Annotated in this window: 23 protein-coding genes and 4 tRNA genes; 24 read left to right on the top strand and 3 right to left on the bottom strand. The window is 47.0% G+C overall.

Annotated features, from left to right (window positions below; translation table 11 throughout):
• Nucleotides 1-14 precede the first annotated feature (14 nt).
• The 6 genes from ST37_RS12825 to ST37_RS12800 all read left to right on the top strand — a co-directional run bounded on the left by ST37_RS12825 (nucleotide 15) and on the right by ST37_RS12800 (nucleotide 2,134).
• Nucleotides 15-89 (top strand) — tRNA-Gln (locus ST37_RS12825).
• Between the two features lie 158 nt (nucleotides 90-247).
• Nucleotides 248-332, top strand: a tRNA-Leu gene (locus ST37_RS12820).
• Between the two features lie 25 nt (nucleotides 333-357).
• A tRNA-Met gene (locus tag ST37_RS12815) sits at nucleotides 358-434 on the top strand.
• An 81-nt stretch (nucleotides 435-515) separates the two neighbouring features.
• Nucleotides 516-600 (top strand) — tRNA-Leu (locus tag ST37_RS12810).
• Between the two features lie 73 nt (nucleotides 601-673).
• Nucleotides 674-961, top strand: a complete 288-nt coding sequence (locus ST37_RS12805) for a hypothetical protein (RefSeq protein WP_084886993.1) — start codon at nucleotides 674-676, stop codon at nucleotides 959-961.
• A 120-nt stretch (nucleotides 962-1,081) separates the two neighbouring features.
• Complete coding sequence (locus tag ST37_RS12800; RefSeq protein ID WP_084886990.1) at nucleotides 1,082-2,134, top strand: beta-propeller fold lactonase family protein; 1,053 nt, start codon at nucleotides 1,082-1,084, stop codon at nucleotides 2,132-2,134.
• Nucleotides 2,135-2,268: 134 nt separating this feature from the next.
• Here the strand turns inward: ST37_RS12800 and ST37_RS12795 are convergent, their stop codons facing one another.
• Complete coding sequence (locus tag ST37_RS12795; RefSeq protein ID WP_084886988.1) at nucleotides 2,269-3,435, bottom strand: FAD-dependent oxidoreductase; 1,167 nt, start codon at nucleotides 3,433-3,435, stop codon at nucleotides 2,269-2,271.
• Between the two features lie 221 nt (nucleotides 3,436-3,656).
• Here ST37_RS12795 and miaB point away from each other — a divergent pair, with 221 nt between their 5' ends.
• From miaB to lnt, 5 genes are all read left to right on the top strand, one after another.
• On the top strand, nucleotides 3,657-5,081 hold the full coding sequence (miaB, locus tag ST37_RS12790; protein WP_084888122.1) for a tRNA (N6-isopentenyl adenosine(37)-C2)-methylthiotransferase MiaB: 1,425 nt from the start codon (nucleotides 3,657-3,659) through the stop codon (nucleotides 5,079-5,081).
• A gap of 113 nt (nucleotides 5,082-5,194) precedes the next feature.
• Nucleotides 5,195-6,295: a PhoH family protein gene (locus ST37_RS12785; protein ID WP_084886986.1), complete on the top strand. Its 1,101-nt coding sequence runs from the start codon at nucleotides 5,195-5,197 to the stop codon at nucleotides 6,293-6,295.
• Nucleotides 6,296-6,320: 25 nt separating this feature from the next.
• Nucleotides 6,321-6,785 (top strand): rRNA maturation RNase YbeY, encoded by a 465-nt coding sequence (ybeY, locus tag ST37_RS12780; protein ID WP_084886985.1) that lies wholly within the window; start codon nucleotides 6,321-6,323, stop codon nucleotides 6,783-6,785.
• Between the two features lie 64 nt (nucleotides 6,786-6,849).
• A complete protein-coding gene (corC, locus tag ST37_RS12775) occupies nucleotides 6,850-7,743 on the top strand; it encodes a CNNM family magnesium/cobalt transport protein CorC (RefSeq protein WP_084886983.1) in 894 nt (297 codons plus the stop codon).
• A 13-nt stretch (nucleotides 7,744-7,756) separates the two neighbouring features.
• Nucleotides 7,757-9,274 (top strand): apolipoprotein N-acyltransferase, encoded by a 1,518-nt coding sequence (gene lnt, locus ST37_RS12770; protein ID WP_172401014.1) that lies wholly within the window; start codon nucleotides 7,757-7,759, stop codon nucleotides 9,272-9,274.
• Nucleotides 9,275-9,399: 125 nt separating this feature from the next.
• Here the strand turns inward: lnt and ST37_RS12765 are convergent, their stop codons facing one another.
• Complete coding sequence (locus ST37_RS12765) at nucleotides 9,400-9,870, bottom strand: zinc ribbon-containing protein (protein ID WP_084886979.1); 471 nt, start codon at nucleotides 9,868-9,870, stop codon at nucleotides 9,400-9,402.
• A gap of 119 nt (nucleotides 9,871-9,989) precedes the next feature.
• On the opposite strand from ST37_RS12765, the gene leuS reads away from it, so the two are divergent.
• The 13 genes from leuS (at nucleotide 9,990) to ST37_RS12700 (ending at nucleotide 22,762) form a co-directional block, all read left to right on the top strand.
• Entirely contained in the window at nucleotides 9,990-12,563 is a 2,574-nt protein-coding gene (leuS, locus tag ST37_RS12760) for a leucine--tRNA ligase (protein ID WP_084886977.1), read from the top strand.
• 128 nt (nucleotides 12,564-12,691) lie between these two features.
• The gene (lptE, locus tag ST37_RS12755; protein ID WP_084886975.1) at nucleotides 12,692-13,267 is read left to right on the top strand and encodes an LPS assembly lipoprotein LptE; all 576 of its coding nucleotides are present in this window, start codon (nucleotides 12,692-12,694) and stop codon (nucleotides 13,265-13,267) included.
• Nucleotides 13,268-13,285: 18 nt separating this feature from the next.
• A complete protein-coding gene (holA, locus tag ST37_RS12750) occupies nucleotides 13,286-14,320 on the top strand; it encodes a DNA polymerase III subunit delta (protein ID WP_084886973.1) in 1,035 nt (344 codons plus the stop codon).
• 9 nt (nucleotides 14,321-14,329) lie between these two features.
• A complete protein-coding gene (gene rsfS / locus ST37_RS12745) occupies nucleotides 14,330-14,647 on the top strand; it encodes a ribosome silencing factor (protein WP_084886971.1) in 318 nt (105 codons plus the stop codon).
• Between the two features lie 3 nt (nucleotides 14,648-14,650).
• The gene (rlmH, locus tag ST37_RS12740; protein ID WP_084886969.1) at nucleotides 14,651-15,121 is read left to right on the top strand and encodes a 23S rRNA (pseudouridine(1915)-N(3))-methyltransferase RlmH; all 471 of its coding nucleotides are present in this window, start codon (nucleotides 14,651-14,653) and stop codon (nucleotides 15,119-15,121) included.
• A gap of 6 nt (nucleotides 15,122-15,127) precedes the next feature.
• Complete coding sequence (mrdA, locus tag ST37_RS12735; protein WP_084886967.1) at nucleotides 15,128-17,023, top strand: penicillin-binding protein 2; 1,896 nt, start codon at nucleotides 15,128-15,130, stop codon at nucleotides 17,021-17,023.
• The gene (rodA, locus tag ST37_RS12730; RefSeq protein ID WP_084886965.1) at nucleotides 17,020-18,144 is read left to right on the top strand and encodes a rod shape-determining protein RodA; all 1,125 of its coding nucleotides are present in this window, start codon (nucleotides 17,020-17,022) and stop codon (nucleotides 18,142-18,144) included. The genes mrdA and rodA overlap by 4 nt, the downstream gene beginning before the upstream one ends.
• A 31-nt stretch (nucleotides 18,145-18,175) precedes the next feature.
• Nucleotides 18,176-18,955 carry a septal ring lytic transglycosylase RlpA family protein gene (locus ST37_RS12725; RefSeq protein WP_084886963.1) on the top strand — a complete coding sequence of 260 codons (780 nt, stop codon included), beginning with the start codon at nucleotides 18,176-18,178 and terminating at the stop codon, nucleotides 18,953-18,955.
• A gap of 155 nt (nucleotides 18,956-19,110) precedes the next feature.
• Complete coding sequence (locus ST37_RS12720; protein ID WP_242426322.1) at nucleotides 19,111-20,259, top strand: serine hydrolase; 1,149 nt, start codon at nucleotides 19,111-19,113, stop codon at nucleotides 20,257-20,259.
• A 114-nt stretch (nucleotides 20,260-20,373) separates the two neighbouring features.
• Complete coding sequence (ybeD, locus tag ST37_RS12715; protein WP_084886959.1) at nucleotides 20,374-20,643, top strand: DUF493 family protein YbeD; 270 nt, start codon at nucleotides 20,374-20,376, stop codon at nucleotides 20,641-20,643.
• A gap of 34 nt (nucleotides 20,644-20,677) precedes the next feature.
• Nucleotides 20,678-21,334: a lipoyl(octanoyl) transferase LipB gene (lipB, locus tag ST37_RS12710; protein ID WP_084886957.1), complete on the top strand. Its 657-nt coding sequence runs from the start codon at nucleotides 20,678-20,680 to the stop codon at nucleotides 21,332-21,334.
• Nucleotides 21,331-22,296, top strand: coding sequence for a lipoyl synthase (gene lipA / locus ST37_RS12705; protein ID WP_084886955.1), 966 nt, complete (start codon nucleotides 21,331-21,333; stop codon nucleotides 22,294-22,296). The genes lipB and lipA overlap by 4 nt, the downstream gene beginning before the upstream one ends.
• Nucleotides 22,297-22,435: 139 nt before the next feature.
• Entirely contained in the window at nucleotides 22,436-22,762 is a 327-nt protein-coding gene (locus ST37_RS12700) for a hypothetical protein (RefSeq protein WP_084886953.1), read from the top strand.
• A gap of 76 nt (nucleotides 22,763-22,838) precedes the next feature.
• On the opposite strand, the gene glyA is transcribed toward ST37_RS12700, so the two are convergent.
• Complete coding sequence (gene glyA, locus ST37_RS12695; protein ID WP_084886951.1) at nucleotides 22,839-24,089, bottom strand: serine hydroxymethyltransferase; 1,251 nt, start codon at nucleotides 24,087-24,089, stop codon at nucleotides 22,839-22,841.
• Nucleotides 24,090-24,422: the final 333 nt, after the last annotated feature.

Raw genomic sequence — 24,422 nt, 5'->3', positions numbered from 1 at the left:
GTAAGAATCGCTGTAGGGCTATCGCCAAGCGGTAAGGCAGCGGCTTTTGATGCCGCCATTCCCTGGTTCGAATCCAGGTAGCCCTGCCACTATTTAGTAGTGGATTGTAGACAGTGTGGTTTTGATGCCCCATCTATAGTCCCTGGTTCGGCTCTAGTTAGCCCTGACACTATTTAAGTGGTGCTTGTTCTAACAAGCAGACAACGTTATTAGAGTTCTCCAATTACTCTTTTAACTACAAATTTGTGCGGAAGTGGCGGAATTGGTAGACGCACCAGATTTAGGTTCTGGCGCCGCAAGGTGTGAGAGTTCAAGTCTCTCCTTCCGCACCATTATTAAGGCAGCGATGCCGAGTGTGGCTACGTAGCTCAGCTGGTTAGAGCACATCACTCATAATGATGGGGTCACAGGTTCGAATCCCGTCGTAGCCACCATTCTTTCTTTTTAATTTAAAGAGAGAAAAAGAAAACAACGTCTCGTTGAGTACCAATTGTCAGCGAAGACTACAGATTTGTGCGGAAGTGGCGGAATTGGTAGACGCACCAGATTTAGGTTCTGGCGCCGCAAGGTGTGAGAGTTCAAGTCTCTCCTTCCGCACCATCCTTTAAGGGCTCGCTATTTAGCGAGCCCTTTTTATTTGTGCATACTGTAGCTGGTTATACCAATCGAAGTAATGAACTGGTCAGAAAATTGCTGTGGCGTTGCAGTGGTAAAAATTGCCACAGAAAATGGTTCTACCTACAAACTCTTTAACGCCATTGTCAGTGAATGGCTATGGGTAGTATTACATCCCGTTACACTCCCTGTTGTAATTATCGCCCTAATACCAATCGAAGTAATTGACTGGTCAGAAAATTGCGCTGGAAAAACCGCTAAGAGCAAGGCAAAGATTACCGTAGATAGTTGTTCTACCTACAAAATCTTTAACGCCGCTATTAGCGATTTTAACAAGCAAGAATGACCAGTTAATTGCTTTGGTTGGTATAATTAGTGTTCAATCAAGTATTCAACCAATAGCGCTTGCACCTGCTACTCAATTTGAGATGATTCACCCCATAAACTCAGGCCAGCAGGACGCACTATGCAACACTCAATGTGGATTGGCAGTTACTCAGACAATGATTCAAGCCAGCCTTCGTACAATCCAGGACTCACTCAAGTCAATCTCGACAGTATCAGTGGTACGTTGTCCTTTGACAAAAAGACACTTGATCGCTCAGCCATCTCTTGCAAACAGCCCTCCTATTTGTGTAGCGCAAACGCTCACCTAGCCGTCGTCACAGAACACTGCACGCCCCAGGTACCGTACCTGAATATTGTTGACCCGAAAGCTAAAAAAGTGCTGTCTACAACCGAGATTACAGGCGATGCTCCTTGCCATATCGTTTACAGCGAGAAACATCAATGCATTGCCGTGGCGCACTATATGGGTGGCAATATTACCCTCCTTGATAGTGACGATCTTTCACAGTCTCTTACTATCACCCGCTCGGGAAGTGGCCCAATCCTACACCGCCAAGAAAGTGCGCATTTACACCAAGTTCAGTTTCTAACTCATTCTAACCAACTAATCGCGGTCGACTTAGGGTGCGACGAAGTGCTGCTGTTCGACTTAACGCCACAGCCTGGATGTATGAGTGAGGCAACACTATCGAGCGTTATTACATTGCCTGCAGGTCGCGGCCCTCGGCATGTGGTACTTAACGAAACAGAAGATCAGCTCTATGTGCTGTGTGAACTATCGGAATCGGTGTGCCACTTTAGAAAGAATGACCAACATCAATGGGTGCTGCATAATGAGCTTGCGCTTCTAGAGAACGAGCCAACCCAAGAAGCTGCAGCGGCAATAAAGCTCTCAACTGATGGCCGTACGCTCTATACCAGTGCCCGTGCTCAAAATAAGATCGTGAGTTTTAGAGTCTCTGATAGTGGAGAGCTATCCCCCCTGCAAATCATTGATTGTGGTGGAGAATTTCCAAGAGACTTTTCGACATCACCCTGTGGCCAGTGGATGGTTGTCGGCAACCAACACAGCCACACTCTGTCTGTATTAAACATTGACCAAAACAGTGGAATGCTCAGCAATACCCCTCACACACTAAGCTTAGGCTCACCCGTGTGTGTGCTGTTTTAATCGCACCCACATACTAGGGTGTGTTGACCTTTCGTGGCCAAACTTCGTTCACTCTAGGAGCGCTCAGGACAAGGAATAAGGAGAGCTGCATAGTCATTCTATGTAAACGAAAAATGACGCCGTGCTGCACGCTCCTAGAGCCCTAAAGCGTATTTTAGGGCTTTCTCTTTCAATACACCGCTACGATCCGCCAGCTTTAACGCCGCATTACGCGCAAACTTTAGTCCGGCCAAATCATTGCTAAATCCTTTATAGAAAAGATCCATTGAGGTTTGCATCAATAAGTTATCGGGATATCTGATTCGATGATAACGCTTAAAGGCATGGGTGTTGTTCCCTTGCTTTGCCACACTCTCCACCAGCCCCATGACATCTTTAAAGCCCAAGTTGACTCCTTGGCCAGCTAGTGGATTGATGGTATGAGCGGCATCACCGACAAGTACGGTATGACCAACATAATAGTGATTGGCATGACGCCGAGTTAGGGGAAAACTGCCTTGGTTAAGGACGTTAACTTGCCCTAATTTGGCCGGAAACGCTCGATGAATTTCCTCTGCAAGTTGACTATTGCTCATCTTGCTTAAAGCGCGGATCGTCGCGGGCGCGTCGTACCATACCAGCGATGCTTGTTGACCGTTAAGTGGTAGTAGCGAGCGTGGCCCCGATGGGGTAAACCATTGCCACGTAATGTCTTGTTGCGGCAGCTGCGTTTCAACATGAATAAGCATACAATGCTGGCGATAATCCCATGCGGTAATGCCAATGTTGGACAACTGCCTCACCTTCGAATTAGCGCCATCTGCGCCAATGACGGTCTTAGTACTCAGCGTGGTTCCATTAGACAGCGCAACCAGGGTTGCTGCGCCGTCACCCTCAGTGTTTTGCGGGGTAAGACGGTCTAAATACTCACCGGAAAATAGCTCGATCTCAGGGTAATGCTCAAACTGCTCCAGCAGCGCCAATTGCACCACTCGATTCTCAACCATATAACCTAGCGACTCTAACGCTAACTGCTCGGCACTAAACTCGATTTGGCAGCCATCACTTTCCCATGTTGCAAGGCGCTTATAGGGGCAACAGCGCCTATCTAAGATACCTTCCCAAGCTCCCAGTTCGCTAAGCAACTCGACCGAGCCCGCCGAAATAGCTGAGACCCGCAAGTCGACGGGTTGCTCTGGGCAAAATGGTTGGGGTAGCTGAGCCTCGATTACCGCGACCTTCCATCCCTGTTTCGCTAATCCAATGGCAGTTGCACTGCCCACCATTCCGCCGCCAATAATCGTAAAATCAAATTGCTTCATGCTGTCCATAACGCTGAGAACTGTACTCAAATGATTGTACTTAAAAGTGAAATTGATTGCTGCTAAAACTTAGAAATTCACCCTGCGCTTTAGCTCTGGTCACAGTGCGTGGAAACCAGTACAATACGCGCCCTGCCGTGTGTGGTGAGATTTCCTACAACGGCAACCAAATAACAATGGGCTTTGCTCCCTTATTTAAACTAACGATCGAGCGAACAGACATGAGTAAAAAACTTCTGATTAAAACCTGGGGCTGCCAGATGAACGAATACGATTCATCTAAGATGGCCGATTTATTAAATGCTGCTAACGGTTACGAATTAACCGAAGTCCCAGAAGAGGCTGATGTTCTGCTGCTCAATACTTGCTCCATCCGCGAAAAAGCGCAGGAGAAAGTCTTCCACCAATTGGGTCGTTGGAAAACGCTCAAAGACAAAAAGCCAGATCTCGTTATCGGAGTCGGTGGCTGTGTTGCGACTCAAGAAGGCGATCACATTCGTCAACGAGCACCTTATGTCGATGTTATTTTTGGCCCACAAACGCTGCATCGCCTACCAGAGATGATCAAGCGTTCACAAAATGATGATGCACCTGTCATGGACATCTCTTTTCCAGAAATCGAAAAATTCGATAGCTTACCTGAGCCACGCGCGGAAGGGGCAACAGCATTCGTTTCTATTATGGAAGGCTGTTCAAAATACTGTACTTATTGCGTAGTTCCCTACACCCGTGGTGAAGAAGTTAGCCGCCCAATGGACGATGTATTGTTTGAAGTGGCACAACTGGCGGAGCAAGGGGTACGTGAAGTTAACCTACTTGGCCAAAACGTAAATGCATACCGTGGTCCTACTCACGACGGTGATATCTGCAGCTTTGCGGAGCTATTGCGCTTAGTGGCGTCTATCGACGGTATTGACCGTTTGCGCTTTACCACCAGCCACCCACTTGAGTTCACAGACGACATCGTTGCCGTCTACGAAGATACCCCAGAGCTTGTGAGCTTCCTGCACTTACCAGTACAAAGTGGTTCAGATCGCATTCTTACCATGATGAAAAGGCCGCACACTGCCATCGAATACAAGTCTATTATTCGAAAGTTGCGTAAAGCGCGCCCAGACATTCAGATCAGCTCTGATTTCATTGTTGGCTTCCCAGGTGAAACCGACAAAGATTTCCAAGACACCATGAAGCTTATTCGTGATGTCGACTTTGATATGAGCTTTAGCTTCATTTTCTCACCTCGTCCAGGCACGCCAGCGGCAGACTACCCGTGTGATTTGAGTGAGCAAGAGAAGAAAGAGCGCTTGTACGAGCTTCAGCAGCAGGTCAACAGCCAAGCCATGCGCTACTCGCGTTTAATGCTCGATACTGAGCAACGCATATTAGTAGAAGGCCCGTCTAAGAAGAATCTGATGGAACTGCGCGGTCGTACTGAAAACAACCGTGTGGTGAACTTTGAAGGCTCCGCTGACTTAATTGGGCAATATGTCGATGTTAAAATTACCGACGTGTTCGCAAACTCTCTACGTGCAGAACTGCTGCGCACTGAAGCAGAGCTAGGGTTACGTTCTATCACCTCGCCAAAACAGATGATGGAAAAAACCCGTCGCGAAGATGAATTGGGTGTGGCCACGTTTACGCCATAGATCTTCCGCTAGATCTTCAGTTTGAACAGATCTAAACTGGAAGTAGATACCGCACTAAAAAGACAAACACGAGCCCGGTCACAATCGGGCTCTTTAAGTTTAAGGGATGTGAATTGAGCAATAAAATTGTCACTCTAGAAATTAATCTAGAACCTGCAGACAACCAACGTCTGTCCAGCCTTTGTGGCCCCTTTGATGACAACATCAAACATCTAGAGCGCCGTCTAGGCGTTGAAATCAACTACCGCGGAAATTTCTTCACCATAGTAGGTAAACCTCATACTGCTGCTGCGGGTCTGGATATCATTAAGCACCTCTACATCGAAACCGCTCCGGTAAAAGGCAAGCAAATCGATATTGAGCCTGAGCAAATTCACTTGGCGGTGAAAGAGTCAGGTGTGCTAGAGCAAACCGAGGAAGCTGAGTTTACCGTCGGCAAAGAAGTCTTTATTAAGACCAAAAAAGGCATCATTAAGCCTCGCACGCCAAATCAAGGCCAGTACTTGATGAATATGGTTACCCATGACATCAGCTTCGGTATTGGTCCTGCGGGTACAGGTAAGACGTATTTAGCGGTTGCTGCGGCTGTAGATGCCCTAGAGCGCCAAGAGATTCGCCGTATTCTGCTGACCCGACCTGCTGTTGAAGCGGGTGAGAAGCTGGGTTTTCTGCCTGGTGATTTAAGCCAAAAAGTCGATCCTTACTTGCGCCCTTTGTACGATGCGTTGTTTGAAATGCTCGGCTTTGAGAAAGTGGAAAAACTCATCGAGCGTAACGTCATTGAAGTCGCGCCACTTGCTTACATGCGCGGGCGTACCCTTAATGATGCGTTCATCATTTTGGACGAAAGCCAAAACACCACTGTAGAACAGATGAAAATGTTCCTAACGCGTATCGGCTTTAATTCTCGCGCAGTGATCACAGGTGATGTAACCCAAATTGACTTACCTCGTGGAGCGCGCTCTGGATTGCGTCATGCGATTGAAGTGCTTTCTGACGTCGATGACATCAGCTTTAACTTCTTCCAGTCAGACGATGTAGTGAGACACCCTGTGGTTGCTCGTATCGTCAATGCGTACGAGAACTGGGAAGCCAAAGACGCTCTCGAGAAAAAAGCGATGGATAAAAAACGTCGTGAAGAGCGCGAGGCCAGAGAAGCTAAATTAGTCGCCGACGCGGCACTTTCACAAGCGCAAGCTATCTCAAATAAGTAACCTTTAATAGGCTGGTGAACACCTAATGAGCATTAATCTAGACTTTCAAATAGCGTGCGAAGAGTCGCAAAACCTTCCTAGCGAAGAGCAAGTGTCGCTATGGCTAAATACCGCAACAGAAAAACTCGATGACGAGTTTGACCTCACGGTACGCCTAGTCGATGAGCAAGAGAGTCACCGGCTTAATTTCGATTATCGAGGCAAAGACAAACCCACCAATGTGCTCTCTTTTCCTTTTGAGGCACCACCAGGTGTCGAGATCAATTTGTTGGGCGATTTAATCATTTGCAAACAGGTTGTCGAGCAAGAAGCGAAAGACCAAGATAAGACCTTAGCAGCACATTGGGCACATATGGTTGTGCATGGTGCCCTACATCTGCTAGGTTATGATCATATTGACGATGAAGAAGCGATCGAAATGGAATCGCTTGAGACTCAAATATTGCAAAGAATGGGGTTTGAAGACCCTTATCTAAGCGAAAAATCGTAATCGCTCACGCGTCTGCGATTACAGTGAGCTATCCCACTTCGGTAGCGCTAACTTAAGAGAAACAATGAACGACGACAATTCGACGTCTCCGGAAGGAACGAAGGAAAAATCAGAAGGTCCCAGTCGGAAGTCCTTCTTTGAACGCTTAGCACAGCTGTTTAACGGCGACCCTAAGGATAAACAAGAACTGGTCGATGTGATCCGAGATTCTGAGGTCAATGACCTCATCGACCACGACACCCGCGACATGCTCGAAGGGGTGATGGAAATCGCTGATCAACGCGTGAGAGACATTATGTTGCCTCGCTCGCAAATGGTCACGGTGGAACGCACTCATAACTTAGACGAGCTGATTAGCATCATCACTGATGCACAACACTCCCGTTACCCAGTCATTAATGAAGACAAAGATCATGTTGAAGGTCTATTGCTGGCTAAGGACCTACTTGGGTACTTAGGCTCAGACAGTGCGCCGTTCGATATTGAGCAAGTGCTTCGTCAAGCGGTTGTAGTGCCAGAGAGTAAGCGTGTCGATAAACTGCTAAAAGAGTTCCGAGAAGAGCGCTACCATATGGCGATCGTTGTCGATGAATTTGGGGGTGTATCGGGTCTTGTGACCATCGAAGACATTCTTGAAGAAATTGTTGGCGAAATCGAAGATGAGTTCGATGACGAAGAAGAGCAAGACATTCGCAAACTCAGTAAGCATACCTTCGCGGTAAAAGCGCTTACGCCTATCAGTGAGTTCAATGACACCTTTGGTACCGATCTTGACGATGATGAAGTCGACACTATCGGGGGATTGGTCATGACTCGATTTGGTCACCTTCCTAGCCGCGGTGAAATCGTTGAAATTGACGAACTGTCGTTTAAAGTGACCTCCGCAGATAATCGTCGAATCATCCAACTGCAAGTGACCGTCCCAGAGCAAGTGGTCGAAGCACAGCAACCAGAGTAACGTTTAAAATATGATGAATTCTGTATTTATTCATCGCCTCATCAGGCCGCTTGCGGCCTTTTTTGTGGGCGCTGTAACCCCTCTCGCCTTTGCACCCTACTCCTATTGGCCAATTGCATTTGCCTCCGTACTCGCCTTATTGCTTATTCAGCACAGGCAAACTGCCAAGCAGGGTCTTATGAGTGGCTTTAGCTACGGACTAGGGTTATTTGGTTTTGGCATTAGCTGGGTGCACGTATCCATCGATACCTTTGGCGGGATGCCAAAGCTTGCTAGCCTTTTTTTAATGCTCGTGCTGGTCAGCTATCTATCATTGTTTCCCGCCTTATTCGGCTACGTTAATCGACGCTACTCACCGAAACTGAACAGCGCACATAGCTTTGCGTTCCTTATTGCGGCTTGGCTTAGTATTGATTGGCTTAGAGGCTGGATGTTAACGGGCTTTCCGTGGCTCTTATTAGGCTATAGCCAGATTGACTCACCCTACGCCAATTTCGCCCCAATTGGTGGAGTCGACTTAGTGACGCTTTCTGTCGTTGCCAGCTCGCTAGGTCTCTACATTGCAGTGACGAATAAACGATGGCAGTGGGCGATTCCCACTATTGCTATTGGGTTATTGTCTGTCACAGCGGGCAAAACGGATTGGGTGACACCAGATCACGATCAAGTGACTTCGGTGGCACTGGTTCAAGGTAATATTGCACAAGAGAAAAAATGGCTGCCCGCCGAGCGCTGGCCTACCCTGCTCAAATTTATGGACTTAACCCGTGAAAATTGGGACGCAGACATTATTGTCTGGCCAGAAGCCGCCATCCCTGCGTTTGAGCGCGAAGTTCGATCTTTTCTCACCTCTCTCGATGAAGCAGCAAAACTTAATAACAGCGCCGTCATCACTGGGGTCGTCACCGCTGAACAGGGGGACTACTACAACAGTGTGATCACGTTAGGCAAAACCAATCACGACGCTTACGACTACGCAACGCAGCAGCGCTATCATAAATATCATCTGTTGCCATTTGGTGAGTTCGTCCCTTTAGAGTCTTTGCTGCGTCCTCTGGCACCGTTTTTTAACTTGCCGATGTCGTCGTTTGCTCGTGGCGAACGAATTCAACCTAACTTAGTCGCAGGCGATCATCATTTAGTCACCGCGCTCTGTTACGAAATCATTTTTAACCAATTGGTTCGCGACAATATTACGCAAGACAGTGACTATATCCTCACACTATCAAACGATGCTTGGTTTGGCACCTCTGCTGGTCCCTGGCAGCACATGGAAATTGCTCGAATGAGAGCACTAGAACTGGGTAAACCAGTAATACGAGCCACCAACAATGGTGTCACCATGGTCACTGACCATAAAGGGGACATAGTCGCAGAGATCCCGCAATTTACCACCGCGGTGCTACGCGCGGAGATAACGCCCACCCAAGGAGTGACTCCTTTCTTAAATTTTGGTGTCCTGCCGCTAAAGATATTGGTTTTACTTCTATTTATGATCAGCGTTCTTAGCCTAAGACAATCCAAAGACTAGACACATTTTTGATGTGAAAAATTTGGCTCACTTATGAATAAAGTGAGCCAAATAGTCCATTGGAAGACAATAGGTGAGCTTCCACCCTTGATAGCTTAGCTATACGTGAATAAGGGTAACCATAATTAAGGCTTGAGTGACTGCCGAGTAAACGAGCGGTGGTCACATTGCAAACACGGTGTAATTTCGGTGGCATGATTATACTCGGTACGATGACCGCATTTTTCACACACCAAAACGCCAAGACCGATGATCTCCCCTGCTTGATACACGCCTTGATGCTCTAAGTCTTGGAACAACTCCACCCACTCTACTTTTGTCCTATCGGTGATCTCGAGCAAGCCTTGCCAGATGGAATTGGTGATGGTTAGATAAAAAGGGCTGCTTTTGCTCGACTCATAATCGTTGGCAAAGGCTTTAAGATCCGATTTTACATAGGCAGAAATCAACGCCATCTCATCTTTTGTCATCTCGTTGGCGGCTTGAACCACTTCGGCTGACTTATCGAGCGCATTGGACAGTTCTTCTGGGCTGTGTTTGAGCGAATCGACCACTCTAGTGAGCATTTCTTCATAACCAGTTTTACGTTTTGGCATACAAACCTCCCAATCGTCACTTTGACTATTGTTGCCAGTGGTTCCTTTAGGTATTCTATGCTGATCAATAATGATCTGGTTTTACCGATCTCACAGATTCCAAAAAACGGACAGCATTAATGCAAGAGCAATACAACCCGCAACAGATTGAACAAAAAGTTCAAGAGCTTTGGGACAACAATAAGACCTTTGTTGTAAGTGAAGACCCAAATAAAGAAAAATTCTACTGCCTGTCGATGTTCCCTTACCCAAGTGGTCGACTGCATATGGGTCACGTACGTAATTACACCATAGGTGACGTTGTGTCTCGTTTCCAGCGCTTGCAAGGCAAAAACGTCATGCAACCTATTGGATGGGATGCATTCGGACTTCCAGCAGAAAACGCGGCGGTTAAAAACAAAACCGCTCCTGCGCCTTGGACGTACGAAAACATCGAATACATGAAGAACCAGCTAAAATTGCTGGGCTTTGGTTACGACTGGGATCGTGAATTTGCCACTTGTACGCCAGAATACTACCGCTGGGAACAAGAGTTTTTCACCAAGCTTTACGAAAAAGGCTTGGTCTATAAGAAAACGGCTTCTGTTAACTGGTGTCCTAATGACCAAACGGTACTGGCGAACGAGCAAGTTGAAGATGGCTGCTGCTGGCGCTGTGACACCCCTGTTGAACAAAAAGAAATTCCTCAGTGGTTTATTAAGATCACCGAATACGCGCAAGAGCTACTTGATGACCTCGACAACCTAGATGGTTGGCCAGAAATGGTTAAAACCATGCAGCGCAACTGGATTGGCCGCTCGGAAGGTGTTGAGCTTAAGTTTGAAGTTAAGGGCCACAACGATCTTGAGGTGTACACCACACGTCCAGACACGCTCATGGGCGTAACATACGTCGGTATTGCGGCAGGTCACCCTCTGGCTGCTGCTGCTGCTCAAAACAATGCCGAGCTTGCAAACTTTATCGAAGAATGTAAGAACAACAAAGTTGCAGAAGCTGACATGGCCACAATGGAGAAGAAAGGTATGGCGACTGGCCTTACCGCGATCCACCCATTGAACGGTCGTGAAGTGCCCGTATTTGTCGCAAACTTCGTGTTGATGGACTACGGTACAGGCGCAGTAATGGCGGTACCCGCACACGATCAGCGTGATTATGAATTTGCGACTAAATACAACCTAGACATTGTACCGGTAATCAAGCCTATCGATGGCTCTGAGCTGGACGTTTCGACTGAGGCGTACACAGAAAAAGGCGTGCTGTTTGATTCTGGCGAATTTGATGGTCTTGAGTTCCAAGCAGCCTTTGATGCCATCGCTGCAAAGCTTGAAGCTGAAGAAAAAGGCGTGAAGACCGTAAACTTCCGTCTTCGCGATTGGGGTGTTTCACGTCAGCGTTACTGGGGTTCTCCAATCCCGATGGTCACGACTGAAGATGGTGAAGTACACCCAGTTCCAGCTGATCAACTTCCTGTCATTTTGCCAGAAGACGTGGTCATGGATGGGGTTACTAGCCCAATTAAAGCCGATAAAGAGTGGGCGAAGACCACGTTCAACGGGGAACCAGCACTGCGTGAAACCGACACCTTCGATACCTTTATGGAATCATCTTGGTACTACGCACGCTACTGTAGCCCACAAGCTGACGCAATTGTTGATTCAGAAAAAGCCAACTACTGGCTACCTGTGGATCAATACGTTGGCGGCATTGAGCACGCCGTAATGCACCTATTGTACTCACGTTTCTTCCACAAACTGCTGCGTGATGCAGGCTACGTCACCTCTGATGAGCCGTTTAAGAAATTACTGTGTCAAGGTATGGTACTGGCAGATGCGTTCTACCACACCAACGACAAAGGCACTAAAGAGTGGATTGCCCCAACTGACGTCAACGTTGATCGCGATGGCAAGGGCCGCATTACCAGCGCCATCGATACTCAAGGTCGCAGTGTCGAACACTCAGGCATGATCAAAATGTCTAAGTCTAAAAACAACGGTATTGACCCTCAAGAAATGGTCGACAAATACGGCGCCGATACTGTGCGTCTGTTTATGATGTTTGCGTCACCTGCAGACATGACCCTTGAGTGGCAAGAATCTGGTGTTGAAGGCGCAAACCGTTTCTTGAAACGTGTTTGGAAACTGGTTAAAGAACACACCGAAAAAGGTGCCGCTCCTGCACTTGATGCAGCGGCTCTTACCTCTGACCAAAAAGCACTGCGCCGAGATGTGCACAAGACCATTGCTAAAGTGACCGATGACATCGACCGTCGTCAAACCTTTAACACCGCGATTGCTGCAATCATGGAATTGATGAACAAACTGGGCAAAGCGCCACAAGAGACAGCGCAAGACCGTGCTATCCTTGATGAAGCACTTAAAGCCATCATTGTGATGCTCTACCCAATCACTCCACACATCAGCTTTGAGATGTGGACAGCACTGGGTGAAACAGACATCGATAACACCGCATGGCCAAAACATGACGAGAAAGCGCTGGTTGAAGACGAAAAGCTGATTGTTGTTCAAGTGAATGGCAAATTACGTGCGAAGCTTACGGTTGCTGCAGATGCATCGAAAGACGACGTTGAGGCTCTTGGTCTTAACGACGAAAATGTGGTGAAATTCACCGAAGGGAAAACGGTTCGTAAAGTGATTTACGTACCGGGTAAGCTACTGAACATCGTTGCTAACTAGTTCCTGTTAATAGACATTGCCGCAAAGCGGCAATGTCTATATTTCGCTCTTACGAGAGCGTCTATGTTTGCTGCTTTGCAAAGAGTAATGGCAGTAAACATAGGCTTAACCAATACGCTGTGGTATCCATGTACAAATCATTGAGTGTTAAACTCATCTCGGCTCTATTTATCTCTAGCATTTTAGCGGGGTGTGGTTTCCACTTCCGCGGTGACTATTTCGTTCCTGAAAACATCGGTACACTCTCGGTGACCAGTTTTGACCAGTATTCACCTTTGGTACGACGCATTAATACCGAGCTGCGCTTAAATGGAATCGAGGTTGTGACCCCGGCTGCAAGTACCCCCAATCTGCACTTAGCGAGTGAATCGGTGAGTGAGCGCACACTGTCTCTTTACCAAAACAGCCGCGCCGCAGAAAAAGAACTCACCTATGTGGCCAATTATCGAGTCACCATTCCCAATGAAGGGGCAACATCGTTTAGTGCTAAAGTGACCCGCAGCTTTTTAGATAACCCACTGACCGTTTTGGCTAAGTCGGTCGAGCGCGATCAAATTGAAGATGAAATGCGTGGACAAGCTGCGCAGCAGATTATCCGCCAGCTAGCCCGCCTCAAAGAGAGCGAAGAGTTCACTAGCCCATACAAAGAAGTCGAGGTCGATTTTAACAATGATAAAAGCGAACCCTCACTTGCAACGCCTTAGAATCCATAGAACAGTATTGTGAAGATTTTTGCAGACAAACTTGTCACTCACCTTCAGCGTCAAACGCATCCCATATACTTGGTCGCCGGAAACGAGCCGCTGTTGGTCAACGAGTCACGTGAAACGCTGCGAACCATGGCGGTATCGCACGGTTTTGAAGCCGCTGCGCCATTTGTACTCGATAATCAAGCCGATTGGAATGCCATCTACAACGCGTGTACGGCGATGAGTCTTTTCGCGTCAAAAAACTTAGTTGAGTTGACCATTCCAGACTCTGGTCCAGGGGCTGCGAACGCCAAGCAGTTAGTGTCGTTAGTGGAACAATTAACACCCGATACGCTGCTGTTGTTAACCGCATCAAAGCTAAACAAACAAGTAGAAAGCAGTAAGTGGTATAAAGCCTTAACCAAACAAGGTTGCTGCATCAGTTGTATGACACCGGATAGCAGTCGCTTACCGCAGTTTGTCCGTCAGCGTTGCCATGCCCTTGGGTTGCAAGCTGACGCTGAGGCGGTTCAACTTCTCGCGCACTGGCATGAAGGCAATTTACTAGCACTGAGTCAGAGCTTACAAAAGCTACTGCTGATCTATCCAGATAAACAGTTAACATTAAACCGTGTCAAAGAGTCTTTAAGCCGTCACAATCACTTCACGGTGTTCCACTGGACAGATGCGATGCTAGCAGGAAAATCCAATCGTGCATTGCGAGTACTGTCCGAGCTAAAAGCCGAAGGTGTCGAACTGGTGATTATGCTGCGTACGGTGCAGAAAGAGTTGCTATTATTAGCCTCGTTGTCTCAGCAAATGCGTACGACTCCGGTAAACACTCTTTTTGACCAACATAGAATTTGGTCCAGCAAGCGGCCCCAATACCAAGCCGCGCTAACGAGATTGTCTCAGACACACTTAACCAAGCTTATCCAGTTACTCGCGCAACTGGAACGATCGGTAAAGACCGATTACGAGGCTAATCACTGGTTAGCTATGCAACATTTTACATTGGCAACTTGTGTACCGAGCGCACTCGGTATGACGCCACAACGACAACACTAGGACAACACCTTGCTACAACAACAACTTTGTGACTTTTTGGCTGATAAAGCCGACGATATGAAAGCCGAAAACATCATCACACTAGACGTCACCGGAAAATCTAGCATCACCGATACGATGATCATTTGTACTGGCACCTCAAAACGACATGTTTCGTCGATTGCCGAGCACATAGCTCAAGAAGCAAAATCGAAGGGCCTAGAGCCACTTGGTATGGACGGCGAAATAGAAGGTGAGTGGGTCGTGCTCGATATGGGCGATGCGATGGTGCACATTCTACAACAAGAACATCGAGAGCTTTATCAACTTGAAAAATTGTGGAGCTAAATCGTGAAGCTTCAACTGGTTGCCGTGGGCACTAAAATGCCTAAATGGGTCGAAGAAGGTTTTCAGGAGTACAAACGCCGATTTCCTCACGACATGCCGTTAGAACTCGTCGAAATAACGGCAGGCAAACGGGGCAAAAATGCCGATATAGCACGGATCCTGCAAAAAGAAGGGGAAGCCATGCTTGCGGCTGTGCCAAAAGGCAACAGGATTGTCACTCTGGATATCCCAGGTAAAAAATGGGATACCCCACAACTTGCTCAGCAGTTAGAACACTGGAAACTGGATGGCCGAGACGTCTCCATTTTGATTGGTGGGCCAGAAGGCTTAGCACCCGCGTGTAAAGCTGCTGCCGATCAAAGTTGGTCGCTTTCTGCGTTGACGCTGCCTCACCCGCTAGTAAGAATCGTGATGGCCGAAAGCTTGTATCGCGCTTGGAGCGTGACGGCTAACCACCCGTACCACAGAGAATAGAGTGACATGAAGAAGCAGCGCACCCACTTAAGAGACCACAAACAAGAGTCTCAGCTGTTTGCTCGTCGAGCCATAGTCGCCTTTTTGGGGATTGTGGTGATGATGGGTGCGCTTGTGGCTAACCTTTATACAATCCAAGTCAGTGAGTTTCAAGATTATAAAACTCGCTCTAACGACAATAGAATCAAAGTCGTCCCAATTGCACCCAATCGCGGTTTAATCTACGACAGAAACGGTAAGATACTCGCAGAAAATAAGCCGGTATTTAGCCTCGAGTTAATCCCAGAAAAAATCAGCGATATTGACCAGACTATCGCAGACCTGCGTACTCTCATTACCATTACTGACGAACAAATAGAGCGATTCCACCGCGACAGAAAACGCTCTCGCCGCTTTAACGCAATCCCTATCGTCAGTCAGTTGGATGAAGAGACGCGTTCAATCTTTGCGGTCAATCAGCACAAGTTTCCTGGCGTTGAGATTAACGCCGCCCTTAAGCGGTACTACCCGCACGGAAAAATGCTGACCCACGTACTTGGTTACGTGTCACGAATAAACGATCGTGACGTGCAACGACTTGTGCGAGAAGAACAGTACACCAATTACCAAGCGACTCGAGACATTGGTAAGCTAGGTATCGAACGCTATTATGAAACCATCTTACACGGCACAGCAGGCTACCAAGAGGTAGAAGTGAACAGTCGCGGGCGAGTGATCCGCACGTTAAAATATGTGCCGCCTATTCCGGGTAAAGACTTAGTCCTCAATCTAGACTTAGACCTGCAGACGTATGTGTATGGATTGCTAGATAAACGCAGGGGCTCTGCGGTTGTGCTAGACCCAAGCACTAATGGCGTGTTGGCGATGGTATCAAGCCCAAGCTACGATCCAAACTCATTTGTTCATGGGATCTCTAGTAAAGATTATAACGCGTTACTCAACGATAAAAACCGCCCACTAGTCAATCGCTCTACCCTAGGGATCTACCCACCCGCATCTACCGTCAAACCCTTTATCGCTGTTGCGGCGCTACAGGAAGGTGTCATCACCACCAATACAACACGCAACGATCCAGGCTATTGGAAAATCCCTAACTCTAAAACTAAGCCGTTCCGTGATTGGCTTCGTTGGGGACACGGAAAAGTCGATATTGTTAAGGCGATTGAAGAGTCTGTCGACACATTTTTCTATCAGATTGCTTATGATCTTGGTATAGATCGTCTTTCCCAATGGATGATGATGTTTGGGTTTGGTGACTATACAGGCATTGATATTCACGAGGAAAGTAAAGCCAACATGCCCACTCGCGAGTGGAAAATGGCACGCCATCGTACCCCTTGGTACCAGGGTGACACCATTCCTGTAGGTATTGGACAAGGTTATTGGACCGCAACACCTATGCAGCTGGCGAAGGCAACCTCTGTGCTGGTCAATCGAGGGGAAGTCATCGCGCCCCACCTCCTAATGGCCACCATGGATAATGTCAGTAACCAGCATTTAAAAGACTACATTGTTCCTGAATCTTACCCGCCGGTCAGCGAAGTTGATGAACGCTATTGGGCCGTTGCCTTTGAAGGGATGAAGTTGGTGAACTACGGAAAAAAAGGCACCGCGCGGCGTGCCTTTGTTGACACGCCTTACCTTAGTGCGGGTAAATCGGGTACCGCCCAAGTCTTTGGCTTAGCCGAAGACCAAGAGTACAACGCTGACGAGTTAGCGGAGCACTTACGGGATCACGCCTTATTTACAGGTTTTGCACCTTTAGATGATCCTCAAGTTGTGGTAACCGTCGTGCTAGAAAACGCTGGTGGTGGCTCCACTAATGGGGCACCTGTAGCGCGCCGCATTTTCGACCATATTATAATCGATAAAACGACGTTAACCGACGAGAACCCTTCATGAAGCTAGATCCTACTACAGGTAAAAGCCGTTCACTGTTCGAACGAATTCACCTAGACCTGCCATTGGTTCTTGGGTTAATCCTACTCATGGCAGTCTCGATGCTGGTGATGTACAGCGCGAGCGGTCAGAATGTGGCGATGATGGAACGTCAGTTTATGCGCATGCTCCTCTCTCTAGGCGTTATGGTGGTGCTCGCTCAAATCACGCCTCGCACCTATGAAGCTAGTGCGCCGTTCTTATTTGCTGCCGGTATCATTTTGTTACTTGGGGTTCTCTTTTTTGGTGAGGCTTCTAAAGGCGCTCAGCGCTGGCTTAATTTAGGCTTTGTTCGATTCCAACCCTCAGAACTGATGAAACTTGCCGTACCTTTGATGGTGGCGCGATATGTTGGTCGCCAATCACTACCTCCGTCGTTTAAAACGCTAACCATCTCTTTAACAATGGTACTTTTCCCGACCCTGCTCATTGCCAAACAGCCCGATCTTGGTACGTCTATTTTGATTGCTGCATCCGGGATATTTGTTATCTTTTTGGCCGGCATAAGCTGGAGAATTATATTTTCTGCGGGGCTATTTGTTGGAATTTTGGCCCCAGCGCTATGGTTTTTGGGGTTTATTCGAGAGTATCAAAAAGTTCGGGTACGCACCTTATTTGACCCAGAGTCAGATCCTCTCGGCGCTGGCTACCACATTATACAAAGCAAGATCGCGATTGGGTCGGGTGGCGTATCGGGCAAAGGGTGGCTACAAGGCACTCAATCTCAACTCGAATTTTTACCTGAGCGACACACCGACTTTATTTTTGCGGTTATCGCAGAGGAATGGGGGCTTATCGGCGTGCTCATGCTATTGCTGTTGTATTTATTCATCATTGGCCGTGGCCTATTGCTGGCATCACAAGCTCAAACTGCGTTTGGTCGAATGATGGCAGGAAGTATTGTGTTAAGCTTCTTTGTCTACATATTCGTAAACATTGGTATGGTGAGTGGGATTTTACCTGTTGTTGGTGTACCCCTGCCCCTCATCAGTTATGGTGGAACCTCGATGATGACACTAATGGCTGGATTCGGCATTTTAATGTCTATTCAAACACACCGAAAAATGCTGTCCAAAACAACTTAACGTTCATTCAACCTTGCACGGAGTTAAACCATTGAAACTGTTCAGACTGCTCACCATAAGTACACTCCTAGCAGTGTTAGTCGGATGCTCAACTAGCGGCGGGCGGTACAGTTTAAAAGATGATAAAGCACCCGAGCGACCTCTGGATGTCGCACACATTGAAGACGCCACACCAAAGTACGAAAAATATAGCCTAGGTGGTAATAAGGACTACACTTTGCGTGGCCAACGTTACGCGATTATTCATAATCCAACCAATTTTACCCAACAAGGTGAAGCCTCGTGGTACGGCAGTAAGTTTCACGGCCATTTAACATCCAATGGCGAAACCTACGATATGTATTCAATGAGTGCGGCGCATAAAACGCTACCAATACCAAGTTACGTAAAAGTCACCAACTTAGACAATAACAAAACCGCTATCGTCCGTGTTAATGATCGTGGTCCCTTTCATGAAGGGCGCATTATAGATTTAAGCTACGCTGCTGCGACCAAGTTAGATGTCATCAAGACTGGAACCGCCAATGTAAAGATTGAGCACATAACTACTACGCAAGCACCCTCTCCCAAAGCGACACAACACTATGCGATACAAGTCGCTGCAAGTTCGAACCATCAACGTGCGCACGATGTATTGTCAAGATTGGTCGATCTGACCAAGCAGGCGGGATATCTAGAACGAAATGATGGTCTTACAAAAATTTTTATGGGACCTTTTAATGACTATCAGACTGTTCAATCCACACTAAAGAGCGTTAAAAGTGAAGGTTATTCTGATGCTTTCATCACAAAAAAGCGCCTCGAAAAGTGAGGATTCGTTAACATATTTACATTTCGTTGTTTCTATAAACACTTAGCGAGTCTAGCCTTAACGGTGAATTCTGCTAAGATACCGTCTGATTGTTTGAATTCACGGATACGATTGCACTCATAATGAAAATCACCTTATCTAACGTACATTTTAAAATGGCTATCGCAGGTGCGCTGGCTGTTGTGGCTTCCTGCGCGACAGCGGCTCCGATTGTGGTACCTGATGCTCCTCAAGTCTCGGCAAAAGGCTTTGTGCTAATGGATTACCATTCTGGCGCAATACTCGCTGAGAAAAATAAAGACGAGCAATTGTCGCCAGCCAGCCTAACCAAGATGATGACCAGTTACGTCATTGGTCAAGAGCTCAAGCGCGGTAACATCAGTTCTGACGATAAAGTCGTGATCAGTAAAAATGCTTGGGCAAAAAACTTTCCTGACTCTTCAAAAATGTTTATTGAAGTAGGCACTACGGTCACAGTAGACGAATTAAACCGTGGCATAGTGATCCAGTCGGGCAATGATGCGTGTGTGGCCATGGCAGAACATGTTGCTGGCTCAGAAGATGCCTTTGTTGACTTGATGAATGCATGGGCTTCTTCACTGGGCATGAGCAATACCAATTTTGCAAACGTACACGGCTTGGATGATGACCGCCTGTATTCAACACCGTACGACATGGGCCTGTTAGGACAAGCTCTAATTCGTGATGTGCCTGAAGAGTATGCGCTTTACGCAGAAAAGCAATTCACTTACAACGACATTACCCAATACAACCGTAATGGCCTGTTATGGGATAAAAGCATGAATGTGGACGGCATTAAAACCGGTCACACTAGCCAAGCCGGTTACAGCTTAGTAAGTTCCGCTACCGAAGGTAAGATGCGTCTTGTTGCAGTAGTCATGGGTACAGATAGCGCTAACGCTCGTAAAGCAGAAAGCAAAAAATTGCTTAACTACGGCTTCCGCTTCTTTGAAACTGTAGCGCCGCACAAAAAAGGCGAAACCTTCATTGATGAAAAGATTTGGATGGGTTCTCAAGAAACTGTCGCACTGGGTGTGAACGAAGATACCTATGTAACTCTTCCACGTGGCGTCGCTAAAAACCTGAAAGCTAGCTTTGTACTTGAAAAAGAGCTACAAGCCCCCATCTCTCAGGGTGACGTAGTGGGCACGCTTTATTATCAAGTGGATGGTGAAGATGTAGCGCAATACCCACTGCTTGCATTAGAAGATGTCAATGAAGGTAGCTTGTTCAGCCGCCTTATGGATTACATCATCTTGCTGTTTAAGAGTTGGTTCAAATAATCTATCCCACCAGATTAACGAAACAAAGCCGCTCTGATAGCGGCTTTGTTGTTTATTGAGTTTTATTGAGTAGCCAAGTACTATTCGCCTTGTCATTATTCGTTGGAGTTTGCCATGCAAGAGCAACCAAAATTGAAAGATCTTTTAGAGTTTCCATGTCAATTCACCTATAAGGTGATGGGCTATGCAAAGCCTGAGCTGCCTGATTTGGTCCTAGAAGTGATCCAAAAGCATGCCCCTGGCGATTACAGCCCAACAGTGAAACCTAGTGCCAAAGGAAACTACCATTCAGTGTCGATTAGCATCACCGCGACGTCCATTGAACAAGTAGAAATTCTGTATAAAGAATTGGGCGAGATCGATATCGTCCGTATGGTATTGTAGTACCCCAATTTTGACCCCTCGACCAGAGATAAACATGCCAGCCGATCCAAAAGCCCTAACTATACGTTTATTAGGACGCCAAGATTATCAGCCTGTTTGGCAAGCGATGCACGATTTTACCAATACGCGCACCGACGAAACGACCGATGAGGTATGGATTGTTGAACACAATCCTGTGTTTACTCAAGGGCAAGCAGGTAAAGCTGAGCACCTATTAGAAACAGGCGATATACCTGTTGTCCAAAGCGATCGAGGGGGGCAAGTGACCTATCATGGACCCGGTCAATTAGTGGTGTATTTTTTGCTAAATTTACGCCGCAAAAACATGGGAGTTCGTGAACTGGTTACACACATCGAAACCATCATCATCAATACCCTGAAGCAATACGCCATCAACTCTGCAGCTAAGCCAGATGCGCCAGGTGTTTACGTTGACGGTAAAAAAGTTGCTTCGTTAGGGCTGCGTATACGCAAAGGGTGCTCCTTTCATGGCCTCGCACTGAATGTAAACATGGATTTGTCACCGTTTTTGCGTATTAACCCTTGTGGTTACCAAGGGATGGAGATGGTTCAGGTGTCACAATTAGGTGGCCCACAAGACATAGATAAGGTTGCACAAGATCTACTGCAACAGTTAACATCACAGCTTGATTATCAATCCGTCGAGCACACAACAAGAGTTTTAGCATGAGCAAACCGATTCAAATGGAGAAAGGGGTTAAGTATCGCGACGCCGATAAAATGGCATTGATCCCAACTAAAACCGTCGAAACTGCGCCTAAGGAAATGCTACGCAAGCCTGAATGGATGAAAATCAAGCTACCAAGTGACAGTAAGCGCATTCAAGACATTAAATCGGCAATGCGCAAAAACAATCTTCACTCGGTGTGTGAAGAGGCCTCATGCCCCAACCTAGCTGAATGTTTTAATCACGGCACCGCAACCTTTATGATTTTGGGTGCCATCTGCACAAGGCGCTGTCCTTTCTGTGATGTTGCTCATGGCCGTCCGCTTCCTCCAGAAGCGCAAGAGCCAACTAAGCTTGCACAAACCATTAAAGACATGGCGCTGCGCTATGTGGTGATCACTTCAGTCGATCGTGATGACCTTCGTGATGGCGGTGCAAAGCACTTTGCTGATTGTAATCGCGAGATCCGCGCACTCAGCCCAAACATTCAAATCGAAACACTGGTCCCTGATTTTCGCGGCCGCATGGACAAAGCACTCGATCAGTTAAAAGAGTGTCCACCCGATGTGTTTAACCACAACCTAGAAACAGCACCTCGTCTGTACCGAAAAGTTCGCCCAGGCGCTAACTATCAATGGTCTTTAGATCTGCTGAAGAAGTTTAAGCAGCAGCACCCTGACATCCCAACGAAGTCGGGCCTAATGATGGGCTTGGGTGAGACCAAGGAAGAGATTGTAGAGGTGTTAAAGGACTTGCGAGCGCACGGCGTCACTATGCTGACATTGGGTCAATACCTCGCGCCTAGTCGACATCACCTACCGGTAGAGCGCTATGTGCCACCAGCAGAATTCGAAGAGCTTAAAGAGATCGCGTTAGAGCTTGGGTTTACTCATGCTGCATGTGGTCCATTTGTGCGCTCTTCATACCATGCCGATCTGCAAGCAAAAGGCGAAGAAGTGAAATAACCACTTCTCAATAGTGTGACAAGCACGGGGTGTTGGTAAGAAACCAATCACCCCGTTTTAATATCTGAGAACTTCATTTTCTTTTTTCATCACTATTGATTATGCTTGTTAGCAAGATGTAATTAACAAGGATGATACAATGAAGCAACTTGCCCTACTTATTCCAGTGTTATTATTTGCTGGCTGTATGAACACCCCAACGACGCAAGACAACTACCGTGAAGCTTCTTTCGAGCTGTGTAATACAGAAGTCGACGTCTATTCAGTCTCTGATGATGGACGCGTTCGTATCATCTGTTCAGACGGCTCTAAATTCGCCTTACAAAACGAAAAAACACTCGACGTGATGCGTGATATCAACCTCGATTACTGCGACGGTGAAGGTCTGGGTAAGTTTAGCGAGAGCAACCGATACTACTCGTTTAGCTGTAAATCTGGCACTTTGATCAGCATCAGCAAGAAATAGCCCGCCAAACAAAATAGCAAACATTAAAAAAGGGGTCATGGCAGTTGCCATGACCCCTTATCATTTGCTTTTTCGATTAAGCGTAAACAGGTAGACGCTTACAAATATCAAGCACTTTCGCTTTAGTCGCTTCGATCACGTCTTGGTTGTCGATGTTATCCAAAACATCAGCCATCCAATTTGCCAACTCTACTGCGTCTGCTTCGGTAAAGCCGCGACGAGTAATTGCAGGAGTACCAACACGAATACCTGAAGTGACAAAAGGACTGCGAGGATCATTAGGTACAGAGTTTTTGTTCACCGTGATGTTTGCAGCACCCAGCGCAGCATCCGCTTCTTTACCCGTGATGTCTTTGTCGATCAGATCAACAAGGAACAAGTGGTTTTCAGTGCTGTTAGACACAATCTTGTATCCACGCTCTTGGAACTGAGCCACCATCGCTTTCGCATTTTTCACAACGCGTGCTTGATAGGCTTTAAATTCTGGCTCCATCGCCTCTTTAAACGCCACTGCTTTCGCAGCGATAACGTGCATCAAAGGACCGCCTTGACCACCAGGGAAAACAGCAGAATTCAGTTTCTTGTACATGTCTTCGCCAGCATCAGACAAAATAAGACCGCCGCGAGGGCCTGCCAATGTTTTGTGTGTTGTGGTCGTGACAACGTGTGCGTGTTTTACAGGACTTGGGTATTCACCCGCTGCAATCAATCCGGCAACGTGTGCCATATCGACGAATAGGTACGCATCCACTTTATCGGCGATTTCACGCATGCGCGCCCAATCAACAACTTGCGAATACGCTGAGAAACCACCAATGATCATTTTTGGTTTGTGCTCTAGAGCTAGCGCTTCCATCTCGTCGTAGTTAATTTGGCCTGCTTCGTCGATACCGTAAGGAATAACGTTGTAGTGCTTACCAGAGAAGTTAACTGGAGAGCCGTGCGTTAAGTGGCCACCATGCGCCAAGCTCATACCTAGCACAGTATCACCTGGGTTAAGCAGTGCCATGTAAACCGCACTGTTGGCTTGAGAGCCTGAGTGTGGCTGTACGTTAGCGTATTCAGCACCAAACAGCTCACAAGCGCGATCGATAGCAAGAGCTTCGGCTTTATCTACATACTCACAACCGCCGTAGTAACGCTTGCCTGGGTAACCTTCAGCATACTTGTTCGTAAGCTGAGAGCCTTGAGCTTCCATCACTCGTGGGCTGGTGTAGTTTTCGGAAGCGATTAGCTCGATGTGCTCTTCTTGACGTTGAGTCTCTTCCTGAATAGCCGCGAACAATTCTGCATCGTAATCTGCAATGTTCATATCACGCTTTAACATCTCTCTCTCCTGAATCAGAGTAAACGACTTTAGAACCGAAAAACCGATTATTAGCACTTTTCTCAGTGACGCAAACGTTTTCGGTTCAATAATAGTTGAGTGGATTCTACCGAATTTGGTTAGATGCAGAAACCCCTATATTCAACATAATTGCATGAAGTTTATTCATGATGCAATCAAAGGAAATTGATGCTTAGCATTTCACATCAGACACTTACCGAAAAAACAGTGGCTTGTACACACAATGTGTAAATCTGAGTAAACACCTAAACAGAATTTTAAAAGTTCAAAAAACTTCTAACTCACCGCAAGTTTCACTAGAATCTCGCGCTA

Source organism: Vibrio sp. qd031, assembly GCF_002100145.1.
Classification (GTDB): domain Bacteria; phylum Pseudomonadota; class Gammaproteobacteria; order Enterobacterales; family Vibrionaceae; genus Vibrio.
The sequence above is the reverse complement of the archived record's forward strand: the minus strand, read 5'-3'. Positions and strand labels throughout refer to the sequence as shown.

Excerpts from the sequence above, each read along its gene's own strand:
- ST37_RS12805 (WP_084886993.1), top strand. The coding sequence starts at position 674 with ATGAACTGGTCAGAAAATTGCTGTGGCGTTGCAGTGGTAAAAATTGCC.
- ST37_RS12800 (WP_084886990.1), top strand. The coding sequence starts at position 1,082 with ATGCAACACTCAATGTGGATTGGCAGTTACTCAGACAATGATTCAAGC.
- ST37_RS12795 (WP_084886988.1), bottom strand. The coding sequence starts at position 3,435 with ATGAAGCAATTTGATTTTACGATTATTGGCGGCGGAATGGTGGGCAGT.
- miaB (WP_084888122.1), top strand. The coding sequence starts at position 3,657 with ATGAGTAAAAAACTTCTGATTAAAACCTGGGGCTGCCAGATGAACGAA.
- ybeY (WP_084886985.1), top strand. The coding sequence starts at position 6,321 with ATGAGCATTAATCTAGACTTTCAAATAGCGTGCGAAGAGTCGCAAAAC.
- corC (WP_084886983.1), top strand. The coding sequence starts at position 6,850 with ATGAACGACGACAATTCGACGTCTCCGGAAGGAACGAAGGAAAAATCA.
- lnt (WP_172401014.1), top strand. The coding sequence starts at position 7,757 with ATGAATTCTGTATTTATTCATCGCCTCATCAGGCCGCTTGCGGCCTTT.
- ST37_RS12765 (WP_084886979.1), bottom strand. The coding sequence starts at position 9,870 with ATGCCAAAACGTAAAACTGGTTATGAAGAAATGCTCACTAGAGTGGTC.
- leuS (WP_084886977.1), top strand. The coding sequence starts at position 9,990 with ATGCAAGAGCAATACAACCCGCAACAGATTGAACAAAAAGTTCAAGAG.
- lptE (WP_084886975.1), top strand. The coding sequence starts at position 12,692 with ATGTACAAATCATTGAGTGTTAAACTCATCTCGGCTCTATTTATCTCT.
- mrdA (WP_084886967.1), top strand. The coding sequence starts at position 15,128 with ATGAAGAAGCAGCGCACCCACTTAAGAGACCACAAACAAGAGTCTCAG.
- rodA (WP_084886965.1), top strand. The coding sequence starts at position 17,020 with ATGAAGCTAGATCCTACTACAGGTAAAAGCCGTTCACTGTTCGAACGA.
- ST37_RS12720 (WP_242426322.1), top strand. The coding sequence starts at position 19,111 with ATGGCTATCGCAGGTGCGCTGGCTGTTGTGGCTTCCTGCGCGACAGCG.
- ybeD (WP_084886959.1), top strand. The coding sequence starts at position 20,374 with ATGCAAGAGCAACCAAAATTGAAAGATCTTTTAGAGTTTCCATGTCAA.
- lipB (WP_084886957.1), top strand. The coding sequence starts at position 20,678 with ATGCCAGCCGATCCAAAAGCCCTAACTATACGTTTATTAGGACGCCAA.
- lipA (WP_084886955.1), top strand. The coding sequence starts at position 21,331 with ATGAGCAAACCGATTCAAATGGAGAAAGGGGTTAAGTATCGCGACGCC.
- ST37_RS12700 (WP_084886953.1), top strand. The coding sequence starts at position 22,436 with ATGAAGCAACTTGCCCTACTTATTCCAGTGTTATTATTTGCTGGCTGT.
- glyA (WP_084886951.1), bottom strand. The coding sequence starts at position 24,089 with ATGTTAAAGCGTGATATGAACATTGCAGATTACGATGCAGAATTGTTC.